Source organism: Acinetobacter sp. SM34 (assembly GCF_022012365.1).
Lineage (GTDB): Bacteria > Pseudomonadota > Gammaproteobacteria > Pseudomonadales > Moraxellaceae > Acinetobacter.
In genome coordinates, this window is the sequence record NZ_JAKLTP010000012.1 from 1 (window position 1) to 25,235 (window position 25,235).

Here is a 25,235-nt window from a genome sequence, read left to right on the forward strand (position 1 = left end):
ATCATATTAATCAGCCTCAATGATCTAAAGTGATTGCTGCTATAACCGGGCCATTCGCAAAGCATTTTTGCTCATTAAAATAAGAAAGCCCGCATTTCTGCGGGCTTTTATGTTGGAAGGCTAGTGCTGATTTTTTGTTTCAACCCGAAGGTTGCAAACTCAACAAGCTGTCATTGATCCGTCCAACCACTTTGTAGCGTCTCTCGACCTACTGTATTTTTAATATAAAACTCGAGAAAGAAATAGGCAACCCTGCTCAACATTTATACACAGCAATTCAATAAAACTATAATTGTATATTTTATAAATTCGTGCAAAATAGATGCTGTTTTAATATCAGCTGCTTAGATTTACATAAAACCTGAAAGTGGTTCTAATACTTATTGCTTTATATCTGCCATTTTCATAATAATGATGATCTATATTTTTTATTTAAAATAAATCAAATCAACAGCATATAATTTCTTTAATAACATTTTAAAACATCACTCTGTTCAGCTTTGCAAGCCTTTATCTCAGCTAAAATCATTGATCATTCCATCCATTTTTAGTTTTTTATTTCAACTTAAGGTGAGAAGCTGTTTCATATTTTCCTCCTCAAAATTTGGGCTAAAAAATAAGGATCAGTTGGTCCTTATTTTCCATGGTTCAAGCTTAAATACCCCTACACATATATTTAATTTGCAGATAGTCTTCAATACCGTATTTTGAACCTTCACGTCCTGTGCCAGATTCCTTAATCCCACCAAACGGCGCAACTTCAGTCGAAATCAGACCTTCATTAATACCGACCATACCGTATTCAAGCGCTTCCCCAACTTTCCAGGCACGGCTTAAGCTTTCGGTATAGATATAAGAGGCCAAGCCAAACTCGGTATCATTTGCCATTTGGATCGCTTCTTCATCTGTACTGAATTTGAATACCGGTGCAAGCGGTGCGAAGGTTTCATTTTTAGCCACCAGCATGTCAGATGTCACATCTGACAATACAGTCGGCTCAAAGAAGGTTTGACCTAATTTATGACGTTTGCCACCCACTATGACTTTTGCGCCTTTACCCACAGCATCGGCAATATGTTCTTCGATCTTTTCAACCGCTTTTTCATTGATCAAAGGACCTTGTTCTGCACCTGCTTCAAAGGCCGGTGCAACTTTTAACTTTTGCACGGCAGTAGCCAATTTTTCCAGGAACTGATCATGAATATTGGCATGTACCAAAATACGGTTACTACATACACAGGTTTGACCGCTATTACGGAATTTCGATGCCATTGCACCTTTTACTGCCCGCTCTAGATCAGCATCTTCAAATACAATCAAGGGTGCATTACCGCCCAATTCCATGCTGACTTTTTTCATGGTGGAAGAGCACTGTTCCATCAGCAACTTGCCCACTTGAGTTGAGCCTGTGAAAGATAATTTTTTCACGACCAGATGCGTGGTCAGTACACCTCCAATTTCACGTGAGCTACCCGTTACTACATTTATGACCCCTTTCGGAATACCCGCTTATTCTGCAAGCGCCACCAAAGCCAATGCAGACAATGGTGTTTCTGAAGCTGGCTTAAATAATAATGGTACAGCCCGCATCAAGTGCTGGCCCTGCCTTACGCGTGATCATGGCATTCGGGAAATTCCACGGTGTAATCGCTGCGACCACCCCCACCGGCTGTTTGATCACGACTAAACGGCGGCCATGTTTGTCATGTGGAATCACATCTCCATAGGTACGTTTTGCTTCTTCTGCAAACCACTCAATAAAGCTCGCACCATACAGAATTTCACCTCGGCTTTCTGTTAATGGCTTACCTTGTTCCGTGCTTAAAATGACTGCCAAATCTTCCTGATTGGCCACAATCAGGTCAAACCATTTACGCAGTAATACTGAGCGCTCTTTCGCCGTGGTATTTTTCCAGGAATGAAGTGCGGTCTCGGCAGCCAGTACAGCCTGCTCCACTTGTGCGGTTGAGGCACTTGGTACGTGTGCAATGCTTTCACCCGTAGCAGGATTGGTCACAGCAAAACTTTTGCCATCTGCTGCATCAAGCCAAAGACCATCGATAAATACTTATTGTTTCAGCAAGTCTGGATATTTAGTTGCATCTATATTCTCCTTAATAGACGCTTGGCACGGCGCTTAGAGCAGGTGCTACGCCATCTTTAAATTTAGACAGCAATTGTGTCACCGATTTAATTGGTAAACTACTATCTACACCAACCGCAACGAATTTTGTACCCAAAGCTAAATTTTGCTTTGCAGGCATTTCATCTACAGAAAAAGGTTACCAGCTTTAACTGCCAGATGATTTTTTTGAATCTAAAAAGCACTTAATAGGGCTTTTTTATTACGATAATTTTAAATAGCTGGAAAATGCAAAAAGCCGTGTTGGCTATTCGTTCCCATATAGGCATCAGCTGTAATCTAAAGTGCTAGTTACACAAATGATGATTGCTGACTATTGAATAACTCTATCAAATGTTTGAGCATGATATTGTCTTGTTAAATAAGTGATGGATCGCCATGAAAGATGAAGAAAAGCCTTTAGATTTCGATGATGATAACGAACCTCTGGATCTTGAAGATGAAGAATTTATCGATGATAAGAAAGAGGATGAGATGTACAACGCTATTACTAAAGATGGTTCAAGTGTTGATCCTGCAGATGATGGCGTGCGTCATATTCGCCCAGAGGATGGAGATCCCATCGAAATCGAAGAGTAAAGCATAGGCCCAATTCAATATTGGGCTTTTTATTGTCTGTGAAGTAGACATGAATCATGCTGTATTTCTACTGTCTAGTAAGAATCTCTCAACACCGTTAGAACTATTCACTATTGGTAGAACCGGGAAGAAATTTTATGATTCGAATCAGGCTTAAATTTAATAATTTCCACCTCAACAGGTGTGATTTTCTTTTTCGGCGCTTCAACAGCTTGATTCAGCTGAATAATTGCATATAACCCAATATGCAAAAGACCCACGGCAAGTAAACCAACAACCAATACCGTTTTTTTTACGATTCAAAGCAGGTGATATAGATTTCACAGCATCAAACGTTTCAAGGGTCGGCTGTACACTTGCAACATTTTGATGAATATGTGCCAACACAGCCTGTTTATATAGGTCTTCTCAAGTCACTCATGATTATTTACTTCAAGTTTTGTTATCCGTAAATTGCCAAACAAAGATATTTACTATCATGAAACATTGAGCACTAAGCTAAGTCTATTGATTTATACTTTTCTGTGTCAGCAATTTATGAATATGCATTAGCAAGGTCTGAATTTTTACTGCTTATTTAAATAGGCTGCTTCTCTTAAATAGAGAAGCAGCTCTTAATTAGAAATTAATGGAAACACCAGCATATGTTGAGAAACTTTCACCTGGTGTAGAACGTGCCACATCTAAACCATTATCGTTGTAACCTGGTGTAACCGTGGCAGCATAATGCTTGTCGCCAATGTTTTTGAAATCAATCCATGTATTCCATTTCTTGCTTTCAGGCTGATAGCCTAGACTGATGCCCCAAGTATTGTAGGCATCTGCGTAAAATGAATTTGCATAATCAACTGGTACTTTAGAGGCATATTCAGTATTTACGCTGGCAAATATGCCATTGTAGAAATCCATTCTAAGCTGCGCCTGATAAAAATGCTTAGGCAACCCGGGAAGCTGATTTTTTCCAAATACAGGGTCATTTTTGTATTTAAAATCACTGTAAGTATATGATTGGCGAAGTGATAAATCGCCCAAGCCATCCTGACTCAACAATAAGCTGTTCAGGCCTGCCTCTATCCCCTGATGAATGGTGCGGCTTGCATTTGATTCGGCAATAATAGGATTCGGCATTGGAGAAATCTCAACACTCAACAACTCATTTTTGACTTTAGAGTAGTAATAATTTAAATCCCATGCACCAATTCCACTTTCACCACGGCCACCGATTTCAAAAGTTTGTGCTTCCTGATTATCCAAATGAATAGGCGCACGCATACGGCCAGCAGCAGGACCGCTACCTTGCGGAAAGTATTTATTTGATCCCCAAATTAATGACCATGGATGTGGCGGTTCTACACTCTTGCTGATATTACCGTAAACTTGAAGGTCTGGATTAATTTCATATCGCAAGCCCAGCCTTGGCGCAAAGTCCCAATCGCTTTCGCTTAATTCTTCATTAGTAACTGGATAATAAACTTCACTGCCGCGTTTGGTATAAATGCCTGCTAAACCTGTGCTTAACCATAGATTTGGCTGTATCTCAGATTCATTGCTCAATTGAATCACATTGTCAGAACCACGATATGTATATTTGCGGGTAATCGTTCCTGCGTCATAACCGTTTCTATCGAAACGAAGCGATTCTGTGACACCTGAATCCGGGCGATGTGTAGTGCTGCGAATTGATGCCTTTGCTACACTATTTAATCCGAACAAATCATAAGGTTGCAGATACGACAGGTTTGCAGAGATATCGCTATATTTCACATCTGTACGGTACGGGCTCTCCTGCAAATCCATAGGATAGTTATGGTAAGCCAATGCGGCTTGTAATGTGCCGCCGTTATCCAAATTTAAGGTTGTTTTATTGGCCAACCAAGTACTACCCGGCTGAATGCGTTTTGCATCATATTGCAGATTGTAGGCATTTGCCGCCTTAGGGTCATCTTTAATTTGCTGTTTAGTTAAACGACCTGGCGTCTGATGTTCAGTCTCACGGTAACGTAAATAAAAACGAGTTTCTAAATTTGGATTAATCTGATATCCAACATTCGCTGCAATGCCTTTGCTATCTCCTTCACCATGCTTTTGGTATCCATTGTAGGTAGAACCATTAATTGATACATAATAATCAAGATCGTCAATTTTTTGGCCGGAACTCAGCGCATACTTTTGGAAACCTCGGCTACCGGCTTCATAGCGAAGCTGCAGACGTTCAGCATCTTTTCCAGTTTTAGTCACATAATTAACTGCCCCACCTAGAGCCAAAGAACCTTTATCAAAACCATTAGCCCCCCTAAATACTTCAGCTCTATTCAGCCACAATGGCTCAAGCAATTCATAAGGTGTTCCACCTGGCCCTGTAAAAGGAATATCATCCAGAAGGGTATGAACGCCTGAAGCGTGTGCACCTGGCCCACGATTAATACCGGACCCCCTGATGGATACTTTCGTACCTTCATTGCCTGGCGATTTTGCATAAACCCCGGGCTGTAACGCTAATACGTCTTCATTGGTGCCAGACTTGCCTTTCTCCAGCTGCGCTGCGCTAACCAAATTAGTGCCACCAGGTACTTTTTCTAAAGCTTTCTTGGCTGCCTGCAAACTTGATTTTTTTTCCGCTTTAACCACAACAGTTTCAAGTTGGGTCACTTCATCTTTTTGATCCGTATCCTGCACTTCAGCAGCATATACCGCGCCTGCTCCCGTAGAAGCCACCATAGCCGCCAAAATATTTCGTTTAAATAGATTAATATTATTTTCCATTGTTCATTCTCTTAATAACTTAGCTCACGTTTAAAAATCGGGTGGTCAGCCTTTAAACGGTCACCTTGCCCATATAGTTTTTCGCGCAATGTACCTGGCAGATACTCTGTTTTTAATAAACCGCGCTTCCTGAGTTCTGGCGCAAGTCCATCTGCAAAATCTTCGTAACTGCCTGGAGAAATGACATGTGTAACATTAATGCCATCTACACCTGAGTCTTTCCAAGTTTGCAACACATCTGCTAAACGCTCAGGACACCCAACCGACTGACGATTGCGGCGCCATAACAGTACTTCCCCCAAAGTCCAGCTTTGATCAGGCGCTGACTGGCGTAAGCTGTTAAGCCATCCCTGCTGTGTACTGGTTTTTATTTTTTCTAGCGGAGTATTCAAATCTACTGCCGAAATATCTTGACCGGCTGCACTGCTTAACTGCGCAGCAAAGGCCTCTTCATACAGATATTCACGGTAACTTGCATCTTTACGTTTAGCCTCTTCATCAGTACCGCCTACAACAAAAGTTAACCCTTGGAAAAATAGTATATCTTCAGGGTTACGGCCTACTCGGCCTTTAGTCATATGGTCCAGCGTAGAAACACGACGCGCGAAATTGAATGGAGGTTCCTGCAAAATGGACTGTGTAAAAACGAAGCCTAAATGTTCCGTTACAGTGCTCATTAAAGGAATCAAAACGCTGGGATCACCACCAGGCGTTTGCATGGCATGTTCCAACGAAGTCTGATAACCGGCTTTATATATATAAATCATGTACACCAACGACATCTGCTAAAAATATGCTGTCAAAACCGCCTCTTTCTAAAGTCTTGGCTAAGTCAATCCAGAATTCCGGCTGGGTGTAATCAAAACGCTGAGACTCTGGATGGGCCTAAACACCATGATAAGCCAACGAGACACAATTTTGCTCAAAAGCATTAAAAAACAGCTCATTTTAGCCAATATGACTCTTACTTTGTGACATGATTTCTTCCAATATTTCTTTAATTTTTCAATCCAAGGTGAGCTCTTAATGTCCTACCTTCATAATCTGTTCTAAATGCACCTTGACGTTTTAAATGCGGCACAATGCTGTTGAGGAATCCATCGAGCCCATGCTCAAGATCAGAAGGCAGTACAATCAATCCATCTGCACAGAATTCATTTACCCGTTGCTGCATCTGCGTTGCAATTTCTGCTACAGTCCCTACAGGTATCCAATGGCCCTGCGCTGTAACAAGAGAATTTAACAAAGCCCGTAAGTATCCCCTGAAGAGGCCTGCTGATAGAGCTTATTCGCTGTGGTACTTTGCTCTGCTTCAGACATAATTTTTAGCTGATCTAAGTTCAATTGCTGATCCAGCTGATCTAACTCAATATCCAGTTTTTTGAATATTTGCTTAAATCTTTGCAATGCATAACCATAATCAGTCAGTGCATCCAAATTATTTTTAATTTCTTCAGCTTTAACTGCTGTATCTGCTGCAAAAGGTGTAATACCTTGGAATACTTTTAACTCATCCGGCTTACGCCCATATTTGGCCACCCGTTCTTTCACATCCCGATAAAACGCTTTCGCTTTTTCTGCGGATGGCTGCATTGTGAAAACAATGTCTGCATACTGCGCCGCAAAGTCCCGCCCCTGATCGGATGAGCCTGCCTGAACAATCACAGGACGGCCCTGAACAGAACGGGGGCTGGGTAATGCCCCCTTTATCCATCCATTTATTGATGGTAATGGTCGCACAACACGTCTACTAATCAACCTAGAATTGCTTAAAGTTGGTTATCCACCTTGTGTAATCACTGTTGAGAATCGACTGGCTTATTATGAAGCTTTGAATCAATGGATGGCCTATGGAAAAACTGAAACATTTATCCAATTGATTTCCAATGCTGTTCTAGAAGGATTTAAACCATATCAAGTTGTTTTAGGTCTTTAAAATAAAAGATCAGCTTGTACGACATTATCAATTAGAACAATAAGCTGTAGGGTAATCCTACCGCTTATATATTCTGAAATATTAATAATTAACAAGCACCACCTGATAATTTTTCATTATCATGATAATACAAACGATTTAATTCATTTTTTACCAAAGAAATTTGAGCCTTGACTTGGGATAATTAAATGATTACTACTTTCATTAATGCTGATTTAGAGTTAAACATAATTTGCGCAATATTTTTGGCGTCTAAATCCCTATTTTCATTCATGAAAACTGCATTAGACTTAAGTAGTAAAAGGTAGAGGGTATTTGCCTATGAATTAATTAAAATGGGCTTTTGAATAGTTTTTTTAGATGCTTCTCCAATTAGAAAAATAGCTAAAATTGCAAAATCTGGGCACTCTTTCGATTAAAAAAGAAATAAAAATGTACCTCTGAGCTTCTCCGTAAGTACGTTTGTATCTACCGAAAGGATAAAGCAGCTTTATATCCATGGTGAATCATGCGTTCATTCATGATCAATGGCACGATATAATCCAGCAAAGTAGTACAATCTAAGCCTATCCCGATCGAGTTTATGGATGTTAGACAGGATATTATAGCCTTTTGTACAATCTTGAGTTCAATGCCCTGAGCTTTGGTAAAGTCCAGAATCGCGTTGTGCAGGGTCAAGCGAACCTGCTTAAGGAAAACACACCTTCCTCGGTAAACTCCTCTTTATGTTTGGTACGGTATGGCATTTAAAATCAACGTCTTATTCATAATCCTTGCTTTGTTGACTGAGAGAAAGCTGAGTCATATAAATTTTGAGAACCCCTTTACTGACGTTCAATTCTTTAGCAAAAGATAATAAATTAACGCAGATGTCGTAATTCTATAAAGCTGGCTCGTCGATTAATCAAAAAATTTATACTTTAAAAATAAATAAACCTATTTTAAATACAAGTAATTTAGTAGGAATAATTACCTCCACAGTAATTTATAAACATCTCCTTTAAAATAAAATCATGTATCCTAAATACAAGTAATTCAGTAGGAATTATCACTACCACAACAATTGAAAAACATATCAATTAAATAAAATAATTTATTATAAAATACTGTATTTTAACAAAAAAATACCATATTTTAATTAAATATTCTTTAAAAAAACCCATTTTAAATACAAGTAATTTAGTAGGAATTATTATCATCAAAATCAAAAAAAATATACTCGTTAAATTAAAAAAATAAATTATAATCACGAGTAATTTAATAGGAATTATTACCACAATAATAATCCGTGAAATATATCAATTAAAATAAAAAAAATATTTCCTTAAATTCACCCAAATATTTCATCATCGTTGAAAAGTTGAGTCTATTACTTTGTGCCATTACTGGTCACAGGAGAGCTTTTCATGAGTGGAAAAATTGATGTGCGCGAAATCGACGCTTTAGTCGATGCACAAAATGGACGTATCACGCCATCGATCTATACAGATCCTGACATTTACGAATTAGAACTTGAACGTGTCTTCGGTCGTACATGGTTATTCCTTTGCCATGAAAGCCAGATTCCTAAAGCTGGTGACTTCTTCAACACCTACATGGGTGAAGACCCAATTATTGTGGCTCGTCAAAAAGATGGCTCAATCAAAGCATTCTTAAACCAGTGCCGTCACCGTTCTATGCGTGTAAGCTTCGCTGACTGTGGTAATACGCGTGCATTCACTTGCCCATACCATGGCTGGTCTTACGGTATTGATGGTTCTTTAAAAGACATCCCGCTTGAAGAGCGTGCTTACCCACAGGGTGCCTGTAAAAAAGAATGGGGATTACTTGAAGTAACCCGTGTTAAATCTTACAAAGGCCTGGTATTTGGCTGCTGGGATGAAACAACACCTGACCTCATCGACTACATGGGCGACATGGCGTGGTACTTAGACGGTGTGCTTGATCGTCGTGAAGGTGGTACTTGCATCGTAGGTGGTGTACATAAATGGGAAATTGAATGTAACTGGAAATTCGCAGCTGAGCAGTTCGCGTCTGACCAATACCATGCCCTCTTCTCACACGCCTCTGCAGTACAGGTACTGGGTGCAAAACCAGATGATGAATCTACCAAGACCTTAGGTGCGGCACAAACACCTCGTCCAGTCTGGGAAACTGCCAAAGATGCGATTCAATTTGGTTCACGCGGTCACGGTTCAGGCTTCTTCTTCACAGAAAAACCAGATGCAAACGTATGGGTGGATGGTGAAGTTGCCAACTACTTCCGTGAGACTTACGAAGAAGTGAAAGAACGTCTTGGTGAAGTTCGTGCGCTGCGTCTTGCAGGTCACAACACCATGTTCCCGACATTGTCTTGGTTGAACGGTACCGCAACACTTCGCGTATGGCACCCACGTGGTCCAAACAAAACTGAAGTTTGGGCATTCTGTATCTGTGATGCTGACGCATCACAAGAAGTAAAAGACGCATTTGAACGCTCTGCAACTCGTGCCTTCGGTCCTGCTGGTTTCCTAGAGCAAGATGACTCTGAGAACTGGGTAGAAATCCAGAAAGTACTTCGCGGTTACAAAGCTCGTCAAAACAAACTGATCGTTGAGATGGGTAAAGGCAGCGAAAAAGTACGTGAAGATGGTGTCCCTGGTATCACCAGCTATATTTTCTCTGAAACTGCAGCACGTGGCTTATACCGTCGTTGGGCAGATTTATTAATCCATGAAAAATGGGAAGACGTGGAAAAAGCAGCTGACGAATATGAGAAGGAGCTTATGAAATGAGTCAGATCAGTTTAGAACTTCAACACGAAATTAGTCAGTTTCTTTATCGTGAAGCAAAATTGCTGGACGACTGGAAATTCCGTGAGTGGCTAGATGTTATGGCAGACGACGTTTCTTACGTCCTGCGTACTACCCCTAATGCACAGACACGTGACCGTCGCCGTTCAGTTGAACCACCTACAACTTGGGTGTTCAACGATAATAAATTCCTGTTAGAGCGTCGTGTAGCTCGTCTTGAGACAGGTATGGCATGGGCTGAAGAGCCTCCATCACGGACCACTCACATGGTGAGCAATGTAATCGTAGAGCCGACTGAAGTAGAAGGCGAATACGATGTGTACGTGACTTACCTGTTATACCGTTCTCAAAAAGAGAAAGATATTACGATTTACTGTGGTAAGCGTCACGACAAGATCCGTAAAGTCGATACTGCTCAAGGCTTTGAGATCTTCAACCGTAAAATCACCCTTGATCAGGTGACTTATAACTCACATAACCTGAGTGTGTTCTTCTAATGAATAAGATTTTTATTTATCAATTTGTAATCTGGACACTCGTGGTTTCCGCCAGCTGCATGCCAGATGCTTTGATGAATAAAAATCAAGTCTGATCAAAACGGACTTATCGGCAGCCTGTTCTTAGGCTGCCTTCCTTTTAAGGAGTCTCTTATGGCTATTAAACTTATTTGTGCATCTCATAGCCCGTTAATGGAATTTGCTTCACCTCAGGAAAAACGCAAAGAACAGGTGGTTCGTGATGCCTTTGCTAAACTGGCAGCTGAAGTCAAAGCTTATGACCCTACCCTGATCATTACTTTTGGCCCTGACCATTTTAATGGTTTCTTCTATGACCTGATGCCAAGTTTCTGCGTGGGCATTCGTGCCAAAGCGGCAGGTGACTGGGACTATGGTAAGGACAATGATCGTATTGATGTACCTGAAGACAAGGCACTGGCTTTGGTTCGCCGTGTACTGGATGAAGGTGTGGATGTTGCGTATTCTTATCGCATGCAAGCCGACCATGGGGTGACCCAGCCATTGCATTTTCTGTGCGAAGGCCAACTTGATCGTTACCCAACAATTCCTGTTTTTATTAATGGCGCTGCAGCACCCATGCCAACCACCAAGCGTACTATTGCTTTAGGTCGTGCTGTGGGTCAGTTCATCAAGTCTCTGAACCTTGAAAATGAGCGAGTACTTGTCTTGGGTACAGGTGGTCTGTCACACGATCCACCGACTCCACAAATGGGTTCGGTTCCACCAGAAGTGGAAGAATTCCTGATTGCGGGTCGTAACCCGACAGTGGAAGCACGTAACGCACGTCAGGCAAATGTGATTTCTGTTGGTCAGCGTCTGGCTGCCGGTGATAAGAGCGTTTCTGTACCGCTAAGCCCTGAGTGGGATCTGGCATTGCTTGAAAAATTCAAAAACGCGGATTTCGCTGCATTAGAGGCAATGACTGAAGCTGAAATCCGTCGTGACGGTGGTCGTGGTGGTCAGGAAGTTCGTGCATGGATGGCTGCATTTGCGGCATTGAGCGAGCTTGGCGAATACGAAATGACAACGCACTGCTATGAAGACATCAGTGAGTGGATTGCGGGCTTCGGCATCGTGTCTGCAGAGTTAACAGCCTAATGACATAAGCAACATCGAAACCATCCATGCCTTCATAAAAAATCAACACTGAAGCAAGTACGGTTAAACTTCAAAATGGTGACGTTGTTACTTATAACAAACTGTTGCTTGTAACAGACAGAATCAGCCAATAAAAAAAGCCTTAAATCTTTAGATTTAAGGCTTTTTTGAATGATGGCGGTAGTTTAACTAGGCATTTAAATATCTAAACTATAGTTATTTTTAAAAATTGAGTTACCCCCATTTACCCCATCTAAATAAAAGAGACCGTGGCTATTCACGGCTTTGTTCACAGGCTGGACAGGTCATAAATTTAACCCATAAAAAAACCACCATAATGGTAGCTTGGTTCATTCACTTAAAATTCATAATGGCTTTAGTTGAGATAATATAAAATCATTATAGCTTTTGACGGAATTTTGGTAGGTTATCCAGCAATGATCATCATCTGACCATGACTCAACACAACCATCTACTATGCGCCAGTAGCTAACAACACTAAGGTCTGGTTCATATGTAAAATGCGTTGCCTCCTCTGGTGCGTTAGCCTTAACTATTTTTAAAATACTAGAGTTTGATTTTTTTGATCTTTTGTAAGCTACCCACGCAAATTGCCATTCTTGTTCTTCATAAAGTCCAGCTTCATCATTCCATTTCGGATGACCTAAAGCGTTAACCCAATCCTGCATATCATTTTCAAATTCGATACGTAAATTCATTTTGATACCTCTATCAAAAAATCTGATTGATTGGTGCGACAGGCATTCAGGTTAAATGCTTTTCGGGAGCTACCCTAGTCGCACAATAATCATACACTAAAAAACTTCTCTATCTTCCATCTGCAATATCCGATTGGTTTTCACCAACCACCGATCAAACATAGCTTCACTCTAGGCCTGAGTGCCCAATTCAAAACGGTAAAATTTTTGATGGTAAACTACACAAATCGGTACCGTGAATAAATCTGAACTTTTAATTCCGCGCCCTTTACCATGCTTAGCACTATTCGAATGAGCCGCTTGGCTATTTGGATTCCCACACCTTATGCAAGGCAATAACCGAACCGCAGCCAGTCTTTTATGGTCACGCATACGAAGTCTATCTTTTAAATTCTTAATACGCTCTTTCAGCTTAATCATGAGGCCATCAATCGCCAGCAACTCATTTCGAATCAACCCGGCCCGGCTTAAACCCTAATACTTAGACAGCTCAGCACTGCAAAATTCTAAGTCTTGTTTCGCTTGCACTTTGTCTGTCATGGAATCACCAATAAGAAAAGAAAAACCCCTCATCACCAAAGTAAGAGGGGTTTCGGCTTCAATCCAATCATTTCAAGTGAACAGTAAGTAAAATCAAATTATCTTTGACCTCCTCAACACTGTGTACATATTCATGCTCGGTACAATAATTTAGAAATCTATTTAAAGCATCTCCAACCAATCAAGATACACATACTTCTGTTTCAATAATTCCATCTTCAGGAGGATTCCATCGGCGGAAATAGCAGCCAAATAGATCATCAAATGTGGTTGTAAATTTTGCTATTTTCATCTTAAAGCTCCATTATTTTCATAAGGTGATGAAGCAACAACACCTACAAAAAACCTAAAGATAAATATAATTATCCTATTAAAACAACAAGTTAATATAATTTATTAATCAAAAACACTAAACTAATGAATTACATACATTATTTAAACCGTAACAAAATAAGATCAATTTAAAAAGAAAAACCCCGACAAATTAATGACGGGGTTTATGTCGTAATACTTTCGACAAAATATAAAAATCTTTCAATAAAAAACCTGTTTAACTCTCCCAAATTAAACAGGCCTAATTGCGCTAATACCTTAGAATTTTTGGAGTTATTTTTTGTTTTCCCTGAATATAGGATTAAATTATTTCAATATTATTAAAATAAAAAAAACATGATTATTAATTTAATTAATCGTATTTTTTTGATCAATTATCACTTAACTTCTTTCAAACAATCTCGGCACACTTTGATTTCTTCATCATCAATCGTGTAATCGATTTCAGTGGCATCATGCAGGCCGAATAAACACATCAAGAATTGGAGCATCATTTTTCTCCAGGCAAAAAAAAACACTTTGGTAAGGGTGATGGGACTTATATAAACTAGAAACCCTCCAGGGGATTGGGGCTCCTGGAGGGTAATTTAGAAACTACAGCTGTTTCTGATGGTTATTTTGCATACTATTCAATAAATTTTCAGTGACATAATATGCCAAAAATAAAATAATATTAACCAAATCAAACTATTAATCGATGCTAATTAATGATTTATCAAGCATTAAAAATGCCATATCAAATATCAACGATAGAGATAGTATTTGTTATATGATGTTATTTGATTCGGTCTACATAACAACTATAGGTAATCCACTTACACTTTTTGCATTGCCATTCACTACGGGCATTTAATTGATTAATCTGATCCCCATGAATAGTTCGAATCAATTTGTAATCATGCTTGCAAAAAATAGATTTGATAATTTTCTTAATCATACCCCACCGTTTTTTTAACTGAATTCCTTAAACCCCACTCACAACCCATGCCTAATACAGTGCCAGTGTTAAGTGGAATTAAATAAGATCTACAGCTTTCCCTCATATAAAAAAAAGCCCACACTTAGAATTGGTATGGGGCTTATAAAATAAGGACCATGGAAAAGTCCTTTTAGAAACTACAGCTAGTTTCTATTGGGTATTTTGTACACTAATCAAATAATATTCAGTGGCACAATATACCAAAATATAAAATAATGTTAATTAAATCACATTATTAAGAAAACTTAATTAATGATTTATTAAATATTTGAAAAGCCCGCCTAACCAGGTGGAGGTAAGCGGACTAGTACTTTATAACCATTTAATTCTTTTTACTGAGCGCGTTTTCTTTGAGTTGATTAAAAGATAGCACCACAAAGCAAAGTACAAAGAATATGCAGAAATAGTTTTCCAACGTTTGCTTTGAGTTATTTTTTAATTCTTGTCAGACAAGAATTATCATTATTAAAATAAATTTCAGCTTCACCATGCATTAAAAAATTTAGCTGTTTGCTCAAATTCATGCCTCTGAAAAATCAAAAAACCTCACAAAATTGTGAGACCTTTTAAAGACCATACTCAGTTGGTGTTTTAATTATGATTGTCATTGTTTGGAAAATTAAAATCTTTATAAGATTTAATAAAACAACTCCAATTATAAACCAATGATTTTTAAAAGCATTTTTAATACTTTTAAAAATCTTGTTCAAATCCTGTCTTGGGATTTGAAATGGTGTACTGATTGCATCGGCATTGACAGTAATATAAAAATAATGTGACATATCATTAATTTAACGTTTTTTTTTGATGTATTATTTTAGACATACTTACGGATAAGGTAATTTTTGAAATTTTAAAAATTAAATTAAATCCACCTTATTCTTTACTCCAGCAATTGTAAAAAATTTAAGAAACCTTTTTTAAATCTTAATGATGAAGCTCAATTTATGAAAAAGTTTCAGAATAAATAATTTCACCATTTATAAAATACAACATTAAATCCACAAATATTAAAAAAAATATACAACTACTGTTTATGAAATAAAAAATAATTATTACAAATCAATAATTTAATTATGGCATGAAAAATGCCAATACAAAAGACTTATTTTTTATGGAACTTTACTATGGCTCAATCAAAATCACATCTTAAGCACTATATTCGTTCTAGTTTACTGGCCATTATGTCTTTATCAAGTATCTACAGTTATGCAGCGACTACTGGAAATATTAGTGCAGTGAGTGATTATTATGCCCGGGGTTTGGATCAAACTGGAGGAGTAAGCCTTCAAGGCAGCATTGATTACCATCATGCTTCTGGTCTTTATTTAGGCAGTTTTGCTTCTAATGTAAAATGGTATGATAAAGATGGCGATGGCAATGTAGACAGTGATGTTGAATGGGATATTTATGGAGGTTATGCAACTCAGCTTAATAACAATTTGGGAGTTGATGTTGGTTTATATTATTTAAATTATCCCAATCAAACAAAATACAATACTTATGAAGTATATGCTGGACTTAACTACAAATTAGAAAATGTACATCCTGTTAATTTAAGTGCGAAAGTACATTTTACACCTGACCGTAATGCATATTTACCAGATCCAAAGAATCAGGATGAATCTGCATGGTATATTACAACTCAGGCAGATATTCAGCTCAAACCAAGTGTGACATTAACTCCTCAACTTGGCTATGCATTCGGTGATACCTTTGATCAGGAACGCATTGGTGGGCTAGATGAGTTTTTCACATATTCTCTTTCTCTAACCAAATCCTTTAATGATGGTATTTCTGCAAAATTCTCTTATGTCGGAATTGATCTTGATGGTCATGACAATAAAGTGATCATAGGATTAAGTAAATCCTTTTCTTTTTAATTGATTCTATTACGCCAGCCTGTTTTATGGGCTTAAAAAATAAGAAAGCTCCATTATTTTAATAATGGAGCTTTTCACTGATAGGTTATGCCCAAGGATGTCGTGGTGGTTTAACACCATTTAAAAAGTAATTTCCTACTAAATGATATTTCCAGCGCACTGGGTCGTGTAAAGTATGAGTCCGCGCATTTCTCCAGTGTCTATCAAGGTTAAGTTCTGCCAGAGTCGAACGTGTACCACTTAATTCAAACAATTTATTCGCTGCAAGAATAGCTACTTCCGTTGTTAGTACCTTCGCTTCAGCAACCAGCACAGATGCCTCAGCAACACTTTCTTCATTAGCTTGATTCGTGGCTACTTCAATCTGGTCTGCCGCCAAATCTAGAACTGCCTCAGCAGCACGCAACTTAATTTTCAAATCCCCAATTGCTGCAATCGTATAGTGATCATCTGTTGCCTTTTCTTGATTGGCATCAATCCATGGGCGAGCATACTGTTTAACGTATTGAATCGTTTCCTGAATAGCGCCTCGTGCAATTCCTGCATCTATAGCCGCTTGAATAATTTGCGAAACAGGTCCTGCGACTGTTGGATTTGCAAATGCTTGATAAATTGGAACAACATGTTCAACAGGTACTTTTACTTGCTCAATTGTCACAGTACCACTAGCTGTGGTTCTCTGACCAAAACCGGACCAATCATTAATCACAGTTAAACCATGAGTTTCTCTTGGAACTAATGCTAAATGTGGAAGACCATCTGTATTCACTGTCACGATAGGTACCCAATGTGCTAATAAAGCACCTGTCGCAAAGAATTTTTTACCATTCACTTCAAAACCATATTGATTAGCATTATCTGCTACAGGCTTAATAATAGTTTTAAAATCAGCAACATGTTTATTGCCTATTTCTGAGAATGCATTACCAAAACGTACACCATTTAGCACTAACTCAAAAAAGAACTTTTTCTGTGCTTCGGTGCCATCTAAACGAATATGTTCTAAAATGACCAAGTGATTTTGTGGTAATTGGCCTAATGACGGGTCAACAGATGAAATAATTTTGATGACTTCTAAAGCAGTACGCCATGAAACACCAGCACCGCCATACTGTTTAGGAACTGTAATCGCCCATAACCCACTTTGTGAAAAAGCATTCAATTCATCAACAGGTAGTTGCCGTTTTTGATCACGTAGAGATGCTTCTTTTGCAAATTGTTCAGCCAATTGTTGAGCTATACGAATTGCCTCATCCTCTGATTGAATACGATGTGCTGCTTGTGTAGGCAAAGTTTGAATAAATTGATCGATATTTAAGTTTGTCATTTTATTTTCCTGTTCAGTAAGATTTTATAACCAATAAAAAATTGTTTTTTTGTTAGAAACGATAACCTACATTTAAACTATATATAGTTGGATCTACATCCACACTTCCCACTTTATCGCCATTAATTTTGACATCAGTCTTAATATCGGCATAACGAACATCTGCACCCACACTCCACTCTGGTGTTAAGCGAATATCCGCACCAAGCTGTGCAGCCCATCCAACAGAGCTAGAAAGATGTAAATCCCCTCCACTTTTCAATTTTTCATCAAAGAAGTAGGTATAGTTAATCCCCGCACCAATATAGGGGCTAATTTTTGCGTTGGGTGAAAAGTGATATTGCACACTTAAAATGGGAGGTAAATGTTTAGTGGTCGCCGCATTGGCACCAGCAACAATAATGTCGTGTTTTGGAGGTAAGCCTACCAACAAATCTAAAGCAACATTCGGAGTAACAAAATATCCAATCGTTCCTGTTAATCCGAAAGTATCTTCAATATCAACTTTTGCAGTTTTATCAAAAATACTTCCTGGAGATGATGTTGGATCTATATTGCTAACTGCGCCACGAATTTGCCAACGATAGTCAGCGGCATTCGCCTGAGTATTAACTGACCCTAAAATTAGAATGGTATTTAACAATGTAAAATATATTTTACCTTTCATTTGTATGCCTATTTTCAATAAATACATTATCTGTTTTGCATAAAACGTACCAAAAATAAGATATTGTATTTATTACATTTTTATTTAAAATATATACTTATATTGCTCAATTTTATTTTAATATTGATGAATAACTGCTGTTCACTCAACAGCACAAATTAATGTGTATCATAAAATTAAAAAAATCATCAAATTAATGAAAACCAGTATTTCTCAAAATATTCGGTGAATTTTATAAAGCTTAAATTTTCGTAAAAAATGCAATCTATTGAAAAATAGGAATTTCATACTCAATAAAAAAACCTCAAGAGATTACTCTTGAGGTCATGAATATTTTAAAGCAGTATTTTATGCGGAAGCATGTATACGTGTATTCGGTGACAATAAGCCATGTTTAATTAATCTAGCTCGAATAATATTACGGCTTACACCTAATAATTTAGCCGTGTGTAATTGATTTTGATGACAATACTCATAAGCTGCTTCAGTAATCTCTGCTTCAAGCAGTTCATCAAGATTTTCAATGCCCTGCTCAAACCAATTAAATAATATATGTTTTAGTGTTTGATCCGAATTTTGATAAATAGACAAATTGTATTCACTAGATAACAAAGAATGTTTGAAACCGGATAGCTGAAAATCATAACTTTGAATCACACCATTTTTACACACCAGCAAAGCATGATGTATGGCATTTTCTAATTCACGAATATTTCCAGGCCAATGATAATCATGCAATAACTGTTGAGCTTCTGCACTCAATTCAGGTGATTTACGTTTCAGACTCTGTGAGTAATCATCAATAAAATGTTGTGCTAATGGAAGGATATCCCCTATACGTAAGCGTAATGGCAAAATATTCAAAGATGCGACTTTTAACCTAAAATATAAATCTTCTCTAAAATTTCCAGCATATACCGCTTCTTCAAGGCGAATATTTGTTGCGGCAATTATCCGGACATCAATCTTATGCGTCTTTCGAGAACCTAAACGGACGATTTCATTTTCTTGTAAAATACGTAAGAGCTTAACTTGAATGTTAGGTGATAAATCTCCAATTTCATCTAAAAAAATCGTTCCTCCCTGTGCGGCTTCAAACCAACCAATTTGCTGGTTAATTGCCCCTGTAAAAGCACCTTTTTCATGTCCAAATAGTTCTGTTTCTGCCAAAGTATCGGACAACGCCCCACAATTCACCGCGACAAAAGGCTGATGTTTTCGGTTTGAAAGTAAATGAATTTTTCGAGCAACCAACTCTTTACCAGTACCTGTTTCACCAATAATCAGAGCAGTCGCCTCACTCGGGGCAATTTGTTCAATATAAGACATAAGCCGTTTTGAATTTTGGTCCTCAAATACATATGCACTGGCTTTCACCGTACGCATCAGTTGACGAGATTCGGGATGTTTTACGATATCCAAATTAATCTCCAAAATTCAAAATAAATAAGTTAAATGTAAACCGATTTATCAAATATAATCATATTGATAAAGAAAAAAATGGTCTATATATGATGTTTCAATAATTACATCAGTAAATAAGGTCAGTAATTACATCAGTAAATAAGGTCAGTAATGGCTATTAAATAAGTTTTAATAATAAGAAACCAATAATATTAACTGCTATTAATATTAAATTTAATTATTTACCTTTTTACTCTGATTTATTCCACACTCTTTATAATATTCGTAATAAGTGTTTCTGTTTCAACAGAAAATCAACATTTCATTCTTTTGGAGAATACCAATGAGCCACAATTTTATTATAAATAATTGAATTTAAATAATTATTTCATTGGAATAATGTTTGTACTCAGCTTAAATGAGATCATAAATTTGAGAATAAAGCATGGATATTTTTTGTTTTTTACTTACCTATGGTAATAGGCAATTTCTGAGAACAAATCTAAGTGCGGATACTTTTGGGATAGTACGGCTTTCTTATTCTAACTGGACGTTCATGTGACGATTCATAATGTGATCCTCATTTCAATTCATATCAAAAATTTGAAATGAAAATCCTCTTTATATTTCTAACCTAATGCTAACCCAAATACAGGATAAAAAATTGTGAATATTTTAAATAAGAGTCATCGTCTTTGTAGTCTTTCAGATGTCATTCCATCTGCACAATTTTTAGCTCAACAGTTCGCCCAAACTGCTATACACCGAGATAGAACTGGTGGTACGCCCAAATATGAACGAGATCTAATCCGTCAAAGTGGGTTATTGTCTTTATCCATTCCTCAGGAATTTGGTGGTTTTTCAGGTACATGGAAAGATACCTTTGACGTTGTCCGAATTTTTGCTCAGGCTGACAGTTCAATCGCTCATGTCTTTGGTTTCCATCACTTATTACTTGCAACTATCCGCCTATTTGGCAATGCTCAACAATGGCAACGATGGTATAAAGTCACTGCAGAAAAATCATGGTTTTGGGGTAATGCCTTAAACCCACTTGATAAACGGACAATTGTTAAACATCAAGATGGATGGTACGAATTTTCAGGGAAAAAAAGTTTTTGTTCTGGGGCTTTAGATTCTGAGATGTTGATTGCATCAGGGATTGATGAAAATAATGGTAAATTACTGATTGCTGCTGTGCCTACTTCCCGTTCAGGTATTACTCTCTATCATGATTGGGATAATATTGGGCAACGCCAAACAGATAGTGGAAGTTCAATTTTTGAACGCGTGCGTGTCGAAGCTAAAGATATGCTGCTTGATCCTGGGCCGTTAAGTACCCCTTTTTCTTCTCTTAGACCTCTGATTGCCCAGCTGGTTTTTGTCAGCATGTTTTTGGGTGTTGCAGAAGGTGCTTTTACAGAAGCCAAGCATTATACAAGAAATGAATCTAAGGCCTGGTTTTTATCAGGTGTTGATCAAGCAAATGAAGACCCATATATATTGCGTCATTATGGTGAATTTTGGTTAGCATTAGAGTCATTAAAATTACTTAATCAAAATGCTATAGCTAAATTACAGCAGGCATGGGATATCGCTGAAAATTTAACAGAAGCACAACGTGGAGAGGTTGCTCTGGCTGTAGCTACAGCAAAAGTAGCGGCAACTCGTACCAGCCTGGACATCAGTAATCGCATTTTTGAGGTTACAGGAGCCCGAGCCACACATGCTGCTTTATGCTTGGATCGTTTTTGGCGTAATGTTCGAACCCAAAGTCTGCATGATCCCGTGGAATATAAAATTAAGGACTTGGGGCAATGGGCATTGAATGATATTTATCCCAAAGCATCCTTCTATTCATAATCATATTAAAACTCAGCAAATCTCTCATAAAGAACAGATCGGTCCATGTATATGGAAGAAGGAATAAATTAGATGCATCAGGATATTATTACGCTACCCGAAATTAAGGAACGGAGCCATTCACATAAAGCGACAGCACAAGTTTTTCATGATCCTGAATCAAAAAAATTACTGGAATATATTAAACAAATAGCCCCAAGTGAAGCCAGTGTACTCATTCATGGGGAAACCGGTACAGGCAAAGAGCTGATTGCACGCCAAATACATGATCATAGTCATCGCAGAAATAAACCTTTTATTGCAGTCAACTGCGGTGCATTTTCAGAAACACTGGTTGAAAGTGAGCTTTTTGGCCATGAAAAAGGTGCATTTACGGGAGCACTTTCAAGTAATGCTGGATGGTTTGAGGCAGCAAATGGAGGAACGTTATTATTGGATGAAATTGGAGACCTATCAAAACGCATTCAAGTCAAATTGCTTCGAGTATTACAAGAACGTGAAGTTGTACGGCTAGGTTCACGTAAAAGCATTCCCATCAATGTTCGAGTACTGGCAGCAACCAATGTTAATCTGGAGCAGGCTATCCTCGCTGACCAATTCCGTGAAGATTTATATTATAGATTAAATGTTATTACATTAAATATTAAACCATTACGTGAACGTAAAGGGGACATTTTACCCCTAGCCTATCATTTCATTGATAAGTACCATGCCCAGCTTGGTTATAATAAAGCTGAATTTTCAGATGCTGCAAAAGATAAAATCAGAAAATATTCATGGCCTGGCAACATCCGTGAATTAGAAAATGCGATTCATCATGCCCTGCTTATTTGTCAAAATAACATGATTGAAAGTGATGACCTTAGCCTGCTTAAATCACCTTCACAGTCACATCAACCTAAGCTAGATGAACATAAAATTGAACCAGTAATTGATCCAAAATTAAAAGAAGTTTTTCATAGCCTATTCCAGCAACATCAAGGGAAAGTTTATGCTCAGTTTGAAGATCAATTATTGCGCATTGCATATCATTATTGTCATCAAAATCAGGTTAAAACAGCACAACTATTGGGACTTAGCCGCAATGTAATTAGATCACGTCTTATTGAATTAGGTGAACTCATTGTAAGCAAACGTGGAGCAGAATAATTGAAATTTATAGAATTTTAAACATGCAACTCTGATTTTCACCTAGAGCTGCATGTTCTACTATTGAGGACTTTGATTCTATTCTTTACTTCCACCACCTATTTGCCATACATAAATCGGTTCTGTTCCATTAACTTCCCAGTCCCCTATAATTTTTTCTTTATAAATAAGTGGATTATGAGAAGACACTGTACGAGCATTACGCCAGAAACGATCTAAGGATTTTTCACGACTCGCTGCTGATGCACTCAATGCATTAAACAAATTACTGGTGAGCTCTAGTACCAAATCTGAAATCACAACTTGTCCTTGTGCAGATTCTATCTCGGCCAGAATATTAGCTTGTTTTTCAGATTCCTGATCCAGAGAAAAATGTGATTGATATGCCTGCTGAGATGCTCTGGCAGCTTGCAAAGCTATAGCTTCAGCTGCATAGGCCTGAGCGGATGCCTTCCCAATGACTTGCAAAACTTGAACATCCTGATCCACACGACTTCCATTACCATGACTAAACACGCGTGTCCGTTGGCGGACTTGATGGCTAAATTCTTCAACAGCTGCCTGTGCAATTCCTGCAAGCGTAGATAGATGAAATAACTGATAAAATGCTGTTTGATATTTAAATCTAGTATTAAAGGAAATCACCTCATCTACTTCAGCATTCAATAAGGTTGTGGTTCCGCTTCCAGTGGTTCGTTGACCAAAACCATCCCAGTCATCCTGAATTTTCACCCCGTGCTGTGCTGTACGAGTTGCAGCAATAACAGATTCACCCGTATCAGCATCTTGAGCATATAAATCTAACCAATCCGCAAAAATACTACCAGTAGTGTAATATTTTTTTCCACTGACTAACCATTTTTCACCTTCCTGAAAGACCTTGGTAATCACATCACCAATTTTTACCGGACCAACTTCTGTCCAGGCATTACCAATGATTTCACCATCAGTAAAACGCTGAAACCAATGGCTCTGATCTATATCCCGATGCGCATTCAGTCGATCTTCTACGAATGCAAAATGACCACGCCATGCCTGAGTTACATTGGAATCCGCTTTAGACAACTCAATTAAAAGCTTAAACAATTGAGGAATAGAAGCACCATCCCCTCCATGTTCAACTGGTACACGGACTGCTCCAAAACCTGCTTTTTTTAGCCAATTGATCTGCTCAAAAGGTAAAATACGATCCTGTTCACGCTGTACTGTCCCTTCTGCAATTTTAGTAAAAATGGGACGATATTTTTGTGCAAGTACTTCATAATCCGCACTATGGTTTAAATCAGTAATATTTTGCAAAGTTGTCATATCTGCTTCCTGTATACATCTTTAAACAAGATGTTAAAAATAGAATTTTCTTATGGTTGATTTGGCTAATTTTAACCCGCTGCCTTAATTTTCTCTTTTTCTTGTGCTTCCAGTTCACGCACTAGAGGCAGAACTTTTGCTCCAAAGTATTCAACTTCTTCAATAAAGTGTAAAAAACCAGACAAGATCAGATCTACACCCGCCGCTTTTAATGCAACAATACGCTCAGCAATTTGCTGCGGTGTTCCAATAAGATTGGTTTTAAAGCCATCGTTATACTGCACCAGGTCTTCAAAAGTTGATTTTGCCCAGTTACCTTCACCCTCTGGACTGGCTGCACCAGCCTGACGCGTTGCATCACCAAATGCATGAACCGCTTCTGGGTTGGCTTTATCTATGATTTCCTGTAGAACAGCTCTTGCTTCTTCTTCCGTATCTCGAGCAATAATAAAAGCATTCACACCAATCTTGACTTGATGATTATTTTTTTGAGCTTTTTCACGAATATCCTGAATTTGTGCTTCGATACCTTCAACCGTATTTCCATTGGTAAAGTACCAGTCCGATACTCTTGATGCCATATCTCGTGCAGCACGTGAGCTCCCGCCTTGGAAGATTTCTGGGTGCGGTTGCTGCAATGGTTTTGGCTTCAATGTGTAATCTTTGAACTGATAATATTTACCCTTAAAATTAAAGTTATCTTGAGTCCAGATTCCTTTTAAGGCGCGAATAAACTCTTCAGAACGGGCATAGCGTTCATCATGCGTAGGCCATTCTTCACCAATCGCATCAAACTCCCCCTGAAACCAGCCACTGACCACGTTGATAGCGATACGGCCTTGAGTTAAATGATCAATTGTTGCCAACTGTTTCGCAGCTAATGCGGGTTTCCAAGGACCAGGTAAAATAGCTGCAATGACTTTTAATTTTTCAGTTGCAGCCAAAATTGCATGACTGAATGAAACTGATTCATGCTGAAATTCAGCACCATAACCCGCAGTAAAACGGATTTGAGACAATGCATAATCAAAACCACTTTTTTCTGCAACCTGTGCCAAACGACGGTTATAATCAATATTCCACTCAGTACGTTGCTCAATATTACTCACTACAAGGCCACCACTAACATTAGGCACCCAATATGCAAAACGGATGTCGTGAGAATTATTCGTATTTTCTATAGCCATGTTAAAACTCCTTAATTTGTATCATTAGAAAATAAATTAAATAGATA

Annotated in this window: 18 protein-coding genes and 3 pseudogenes; 8 read left to right on the forward strand and 13 right to left on the reverse strand. The window is 38.2% G+C overall.

Annotated features, from left to right (window positions below; all coding sequences use genetic code 11):
- Window positions 1-654 precede the first annotated feature (654 nt).
- Together LZZ98_RS10825 and LZZ98_RS10830 are read right to left on the reverse strand one after the other, a co-directional pair.
- A pseudogene (locus LZZ98_RS10825) lies at window positions 655-2,062 on the reverse strand (NAD-dependent succinate-semialdehyde dehydrogenase).
- Between the two features lie 52 nt (window positions 2,063-2,114).
- Window positions 2,115-2,264: a hypothetical protein gene (locus LZZ98_RS10830; protein WP_237787854.1), complete on the reverse strand. Its 150-nt coding sequence runs from the start codon at window positions 2,262-2,264 to the stop codon at window positions 2,115-2,117.
- 257 nt (window positions 2,265-2,521) lie between these two features.
- Between LZZ98_RS10830 and LZZ98_RS10835 the strand changes: the two genes are divergently transcribed.
- Window positions 2,522-2,722: a hypothetical protein gene (locus LZZ98_RS10835; protein WP_086175941.1), complete on the forward strand. Its 201-nt coding sequence runs from the start codon at window positions 2,522-2,524 to the stop codon at window positions 2,720-2,722.
- Window positions 2,723-3,340: 618 nt separating this feature from the next.
- On the opposite strand, the gene LZZ98_RS10840 is transcribed toward LZZ98_RS10835, so the two are convergent.
- The 4 genes from LZZ98_RS10840 to LZZ98_RS10855 form a co-directional block, all read right to left on the reverse strand.
- Window positions 3,341-5,485 (reverse strand): TonB-dependent receptor family protein, encoded by a 2,145-nt coding sequence (locus tag LZZ98_RS10840; RefSeq protein ID WP_237787855.1) that lies wholly within the window; start codon window positions 5,483-5,485, stop codon window positions 3,341-3,343.
- 11 nt (window positions 5,486-5,496) lie between these two features.
- Window positions 5,497-6,252 carry a hypothetical protein gene (locus LZZ98_RS10845; protein ID WP_237787856.1) on the reverse strand — a complete coding sequence of 252 codons (756 nt, stop codon included), beginning with the start codon at window positions 6,250-6,252 and terminating at the stop codon, window positions 5,497-5,499.
- A gap of 230 nt (window positions 6,253-6,482) precedes the next feature.
- Entirely contained in the window at window positions 6,483-6,731 is a 249-nt protein-coding gene (locus LZZ98_RS10850) for a hypothetical protein (protein ID WP_237787857.1), read from the reverse strand.
- The gene (locus LZZ98_RS10855) at window positions 6,725-7,150 is read right to left on the reverse strand and encodes an LLM class flavin-dependent oxidoreductase (protein ID WP_237787858.1); all 426 of its coding nucleotides are present in this window, start codon (window positions 7,148-7,150) and stop codon (window positions 6,725-6,727) included. The genes LZZ98_RS10850 and LZZ98_RS10855 overlap by 7 nt, the downstream gene beginning before the upstream one ends.
- Before the next feature lie 43 nt (window positions 7,151-7,193).
- Between LZZ98_RS10855 and LZZ98_RS10860 the strand changes: the two are divergent.
- The 4 genes and pseudogenes from LZZ98_RS10860 to LZZ98_RS10875 all read left to right on the forward strand — a co-directional run.
- Window positions 7,194-7,421, forward strand: a pseudogene (locus LZZ98_RS10860) (Fic family protein); the annotation flags it as partial.
- A gap of 1,406 nt (window positions 7,422-8,827) precedes the next feature.
- The gene (gene hcaE / locus LZZ98_RS10865) at window positions 8,828-10,195 is read left to right on the forward strand and encodes a 3-phenylpropionate/cinnamic acid dioxygenase subunit alpha (RefSeq protein WP_237787859.1); all 1,368 of its coding nucleotides are present in this window, start codon (window positions 8,828-8,830) and stop codon (window positions 10,193-10,195) included.
- A complete protein-coding gene (gene hcaF, locus LZZ98_RS10870; protein WP_237787860.1) occupies window positions 10,192-10,710 on the forward strand; it encodes a 3-phenylpropionate/cinnamic acid dioxygenase subunit beta in 519 nt (172 codons plus the stop codon). The genes hcaE and hcaF overlap by 4 nt, the downstream gene beginning before the upstream one ends.
- Window positions 10,711-10,863: 153 nt before the next feature.
- Window positions 10,864-11,829: a 3-carboxyethylcatechol 2,3-dioxygenase gene (locus tag LZZ98_RS10875; RefSeq protein ID WP_237787861.1), complete on the forward strand. Its 966-nt coding sequence runs from the start codon at window positions 10,864-10,866 to the stop codon at window positions 11,827-11,829.
- Window positions 11,830-12,194: 365 nt separating this feature from the next.
- Here the strand turns inward: LZZ98_RS10875 and LZZ98_RS10880 are convergent, their stop codons facing one another.
- Window positions 12,195-12,548, reverse strand: a complete 354-nt coding sequence (locus tag LZZ98_RS10880) for a hypothetical protein (protein WP_237787862.1) — start codon at window positions 12,546-12,548, stop codon at window positions 12,195-12,197.
- A 96-nt stretch (window positions 12,549-12,644) separates the two neighbouring features.
- Window positions 12,645-12,920: pseudogene (locus LZZ98_RS10885) on the reverse strand (DUF968 domain-containing protein).
- A 2,607-nt stretch (window positions 12,921-15,527) separates the two neighbouring features.
- Here LZZ98_RS10885 and LZZ98_RS10890 point away from each other — a divergent pair.
- Window positions 15,528-16,283 (forward strand): TorF family putative porin, encoded by a 756-nt coding sequence (locus LZZ98_RS10890; RefSeq protein WP_237787863.1) that lies wholly within the window; start codon window positions 15,528-15,530, stop codon window positions 16,281-16,283.
- Window positions 16,284-16,368: 85 nt separating this feature from the next.
- Here LZZ98_RS10890 and LZZ98_RS10895 read toward each other — a convergent pair whose 3' ends face one another.
- From LZZ98_RS10895 to LZZ98_RS10905, 3 genes are all read right to left on the reverse strand, one after another.
- Window positions 16,369-17,610, reverse strand: a complete 1,242-nt coding sequence (locus tag LZZ98_RS10895; RefSeq protein ID WP_237787864.1) for an SfnB family sulfur acquisition oxidoreductase — start codon at window positions 17,608-17,610, stop codon at window positions 16,369-16,371.
- Window positions 17,611-17,662: 52 nt separating this feature from the next.
- Window positions 17,663-18,277, reverse strand: coding sequence for an OmpW/AlkL family protein (locus LZZ98_RS10900; protein ID WP_237787865.1), 615 nt, complete (start codon window positions 18,275-18,277; stop codon window positions 17,663-17,665).
- Window positions 18,278-18,625: 348 nt separating this feature from the next.
- On the reverse strand, window positions 18,626-19,699 hold the full coding sequence (locus LZZ98_RS10905; RefSeq protein ID WP_237787866.1) for a sigma-54 interaction domain-containing protein: 1,074 nt from the start codon (window positions 19,697-19,699) through the stop codon (window positions 18,626-18,628).
- A 648-nt stretch (window positions 19,700-20,347) separates the two neighbouring features.
- Here LZZ98_RS10905 and LZZ98_RS10910 point away from each other — a divergent pair.
- Both LZZ98_RS10910 and LZZ98_RS10915 read left to right on the forward strand, forming a co-directional pair.
- Complete coding sequence (locus tag LZZ98_RS10910) at window positions 20,348-21,544, forward strand: acyl-CoA dehydrogenase family protein (RefSeq protein ID WP_237787867.1); 1,197 nt, start codon at window positions 20,348-20,350, stop codon at window positions 21,542-21,544.
- 72 nt (window positions 21,545-21,616) lie between these two features.
- On the forward strand, window positions 21,617-22,693 hold the full coding sequence (locus LZZ98_RS10915; RefSeq protein WP_086176596.1) for a sigma-54 interaction domain-containing protein: 1,077 nt from the start codon (window positions 21,617-21,619) through the stop codon (window positions 22,691-22,693).
- 78 nt (window positions 22,694-22,771) lie between these two features.
- Here the strand turns inward: LZZ98_RS10915 and LZZ98_RS10920 are convergent, their stop codons facing one another.
- Both LZZ98_RS10920 and sfnG read right to left on the reverse strand, forming a co-directional pair.
- Window positions 22,772-24,001 (reverse strand): monooxygenase, encoded by a 1,230-nt coding sequence (locus LZZ98_RS10920; RefSeq protein WP_237787868.1) that lies wholly within the window; start codon window positions 23,999-24,001, stop codon window positions 22,772-22,774.
- A gap of 71 nt (window positions 24,002-24,072) precedes the next feature.
- Complete coding sequence (gene sfnG / locus LZZ98_RS10925; protein WP_237787869.1) at window positions 24,073-25,188, reverse strand: dimethylsulfone monooxygenase SfnG; 1,116 nt, start codon at window positions 25,186-25,188, stop codon at window positions 24,073-24,075.
- Window positions 25,189-25,235: the final 47 nt, after the last annotated feature.

Excerpts from the sequence above, each read along its gene's own strand:
- LZZ98_RS10830 (WP_237787854.1), bottom strand. The coding sequence starts at position 2,264 with ATGCCTGCAAAGCAAAATTTAGCTTTGGGTACAAAATTCGTTGCGGTT.
- LZZ98_RS10835 (WP_086175941.1), top strand. The coding sequence starts at position 2,522 with ATGAAAGATGAAGAAAAGCCTTTAGATTTCGATGATGATAACGAACCT.
- LZZ98_RS10840 (WP_237787855.1), bottom strand. The coding sequence starts at position 5,485 with ATGGAAAATAATATTAATCTATTTAAACGAAATATTTTGGCGGCTATG.
- LZZ98_RS10845 (WP_237787856.1), bottom strand. The coding sequence starts at position 6,252 with ATGATTTATATATATAAAGCCGGTTATCAGACTTCGTTGGAACATGCC.
- hcaE (WP_237787859.1), top strand. The coding sequence starts at position 8,828 with ATGAGTGGAAAAATTGATGTGCGCGAAATCGACGCTTTAGTCGATGCA.
- hcaF (WP_237787860.1), top strand. The coding sequence starts at position 10,192 with ATGAGTCAGATCAGTTTAGAACTTCAACACGAAATTAGTCAGTTTCTT.
- LZZ98_RS10875 (WP_237787861.1), top strand. The coding sequence starts at position 10,864 with ATGGCTATTAAACTTATTTGTGCATCTCATAGCCCGTTAATGGAATTT.
- LZZ98_RS10880 (WP_237787862.1), bottom strand. The coding sequence starts at position 12,548 with ATGAATTTACGTATCGAATTTGAAAATGATATGCAGGATTGGGTTAAC.
- LZZ98_RS10890 (WP_237787863.1), top strand. The coding sequence starts at position 15,528 with ATGGCTCAATCAAAATCACATCTTAAGCACTATATTCGTTCTAGTTTA.
- LZZ98_RS10895 (WP_237787864.1), bottom strand. The coding sequence starts at position 17,610 with ATGACAAACTTAAATATCGATCAATTTATTCAAACTTTGCCTACACAA.
- LZZ98_RS10900 (WP_237787865.1), bottom strand. The coding sequence starts at position 18,277 with ATGAAAGGTAAAATATATTTTACATTGTTAAATACCATTCTAATTTTA.
- LZZ98_RS10915 (WP_086176596.1), top strand. The coding sequence starts at position 21,617 with ATGCATCAGGATATTATTACGCTACCCGAAATTAAGGAACGGAGCCAT.
- LZZ98_RS10920 (WP_237787868.1), bottom strand. The coding sequence starts at position 24,001 with ATGACAACTTTGCAAAATATTACTGATTTAAACCATAGTGCGGATTAT.
- sfnG (WP_237787869.1), bottom strand. The coding sequence starts at position 25,188 with ATGGCTATAGAAAATACGAATAATTCTCACGACATCCGTTTTGCATAT.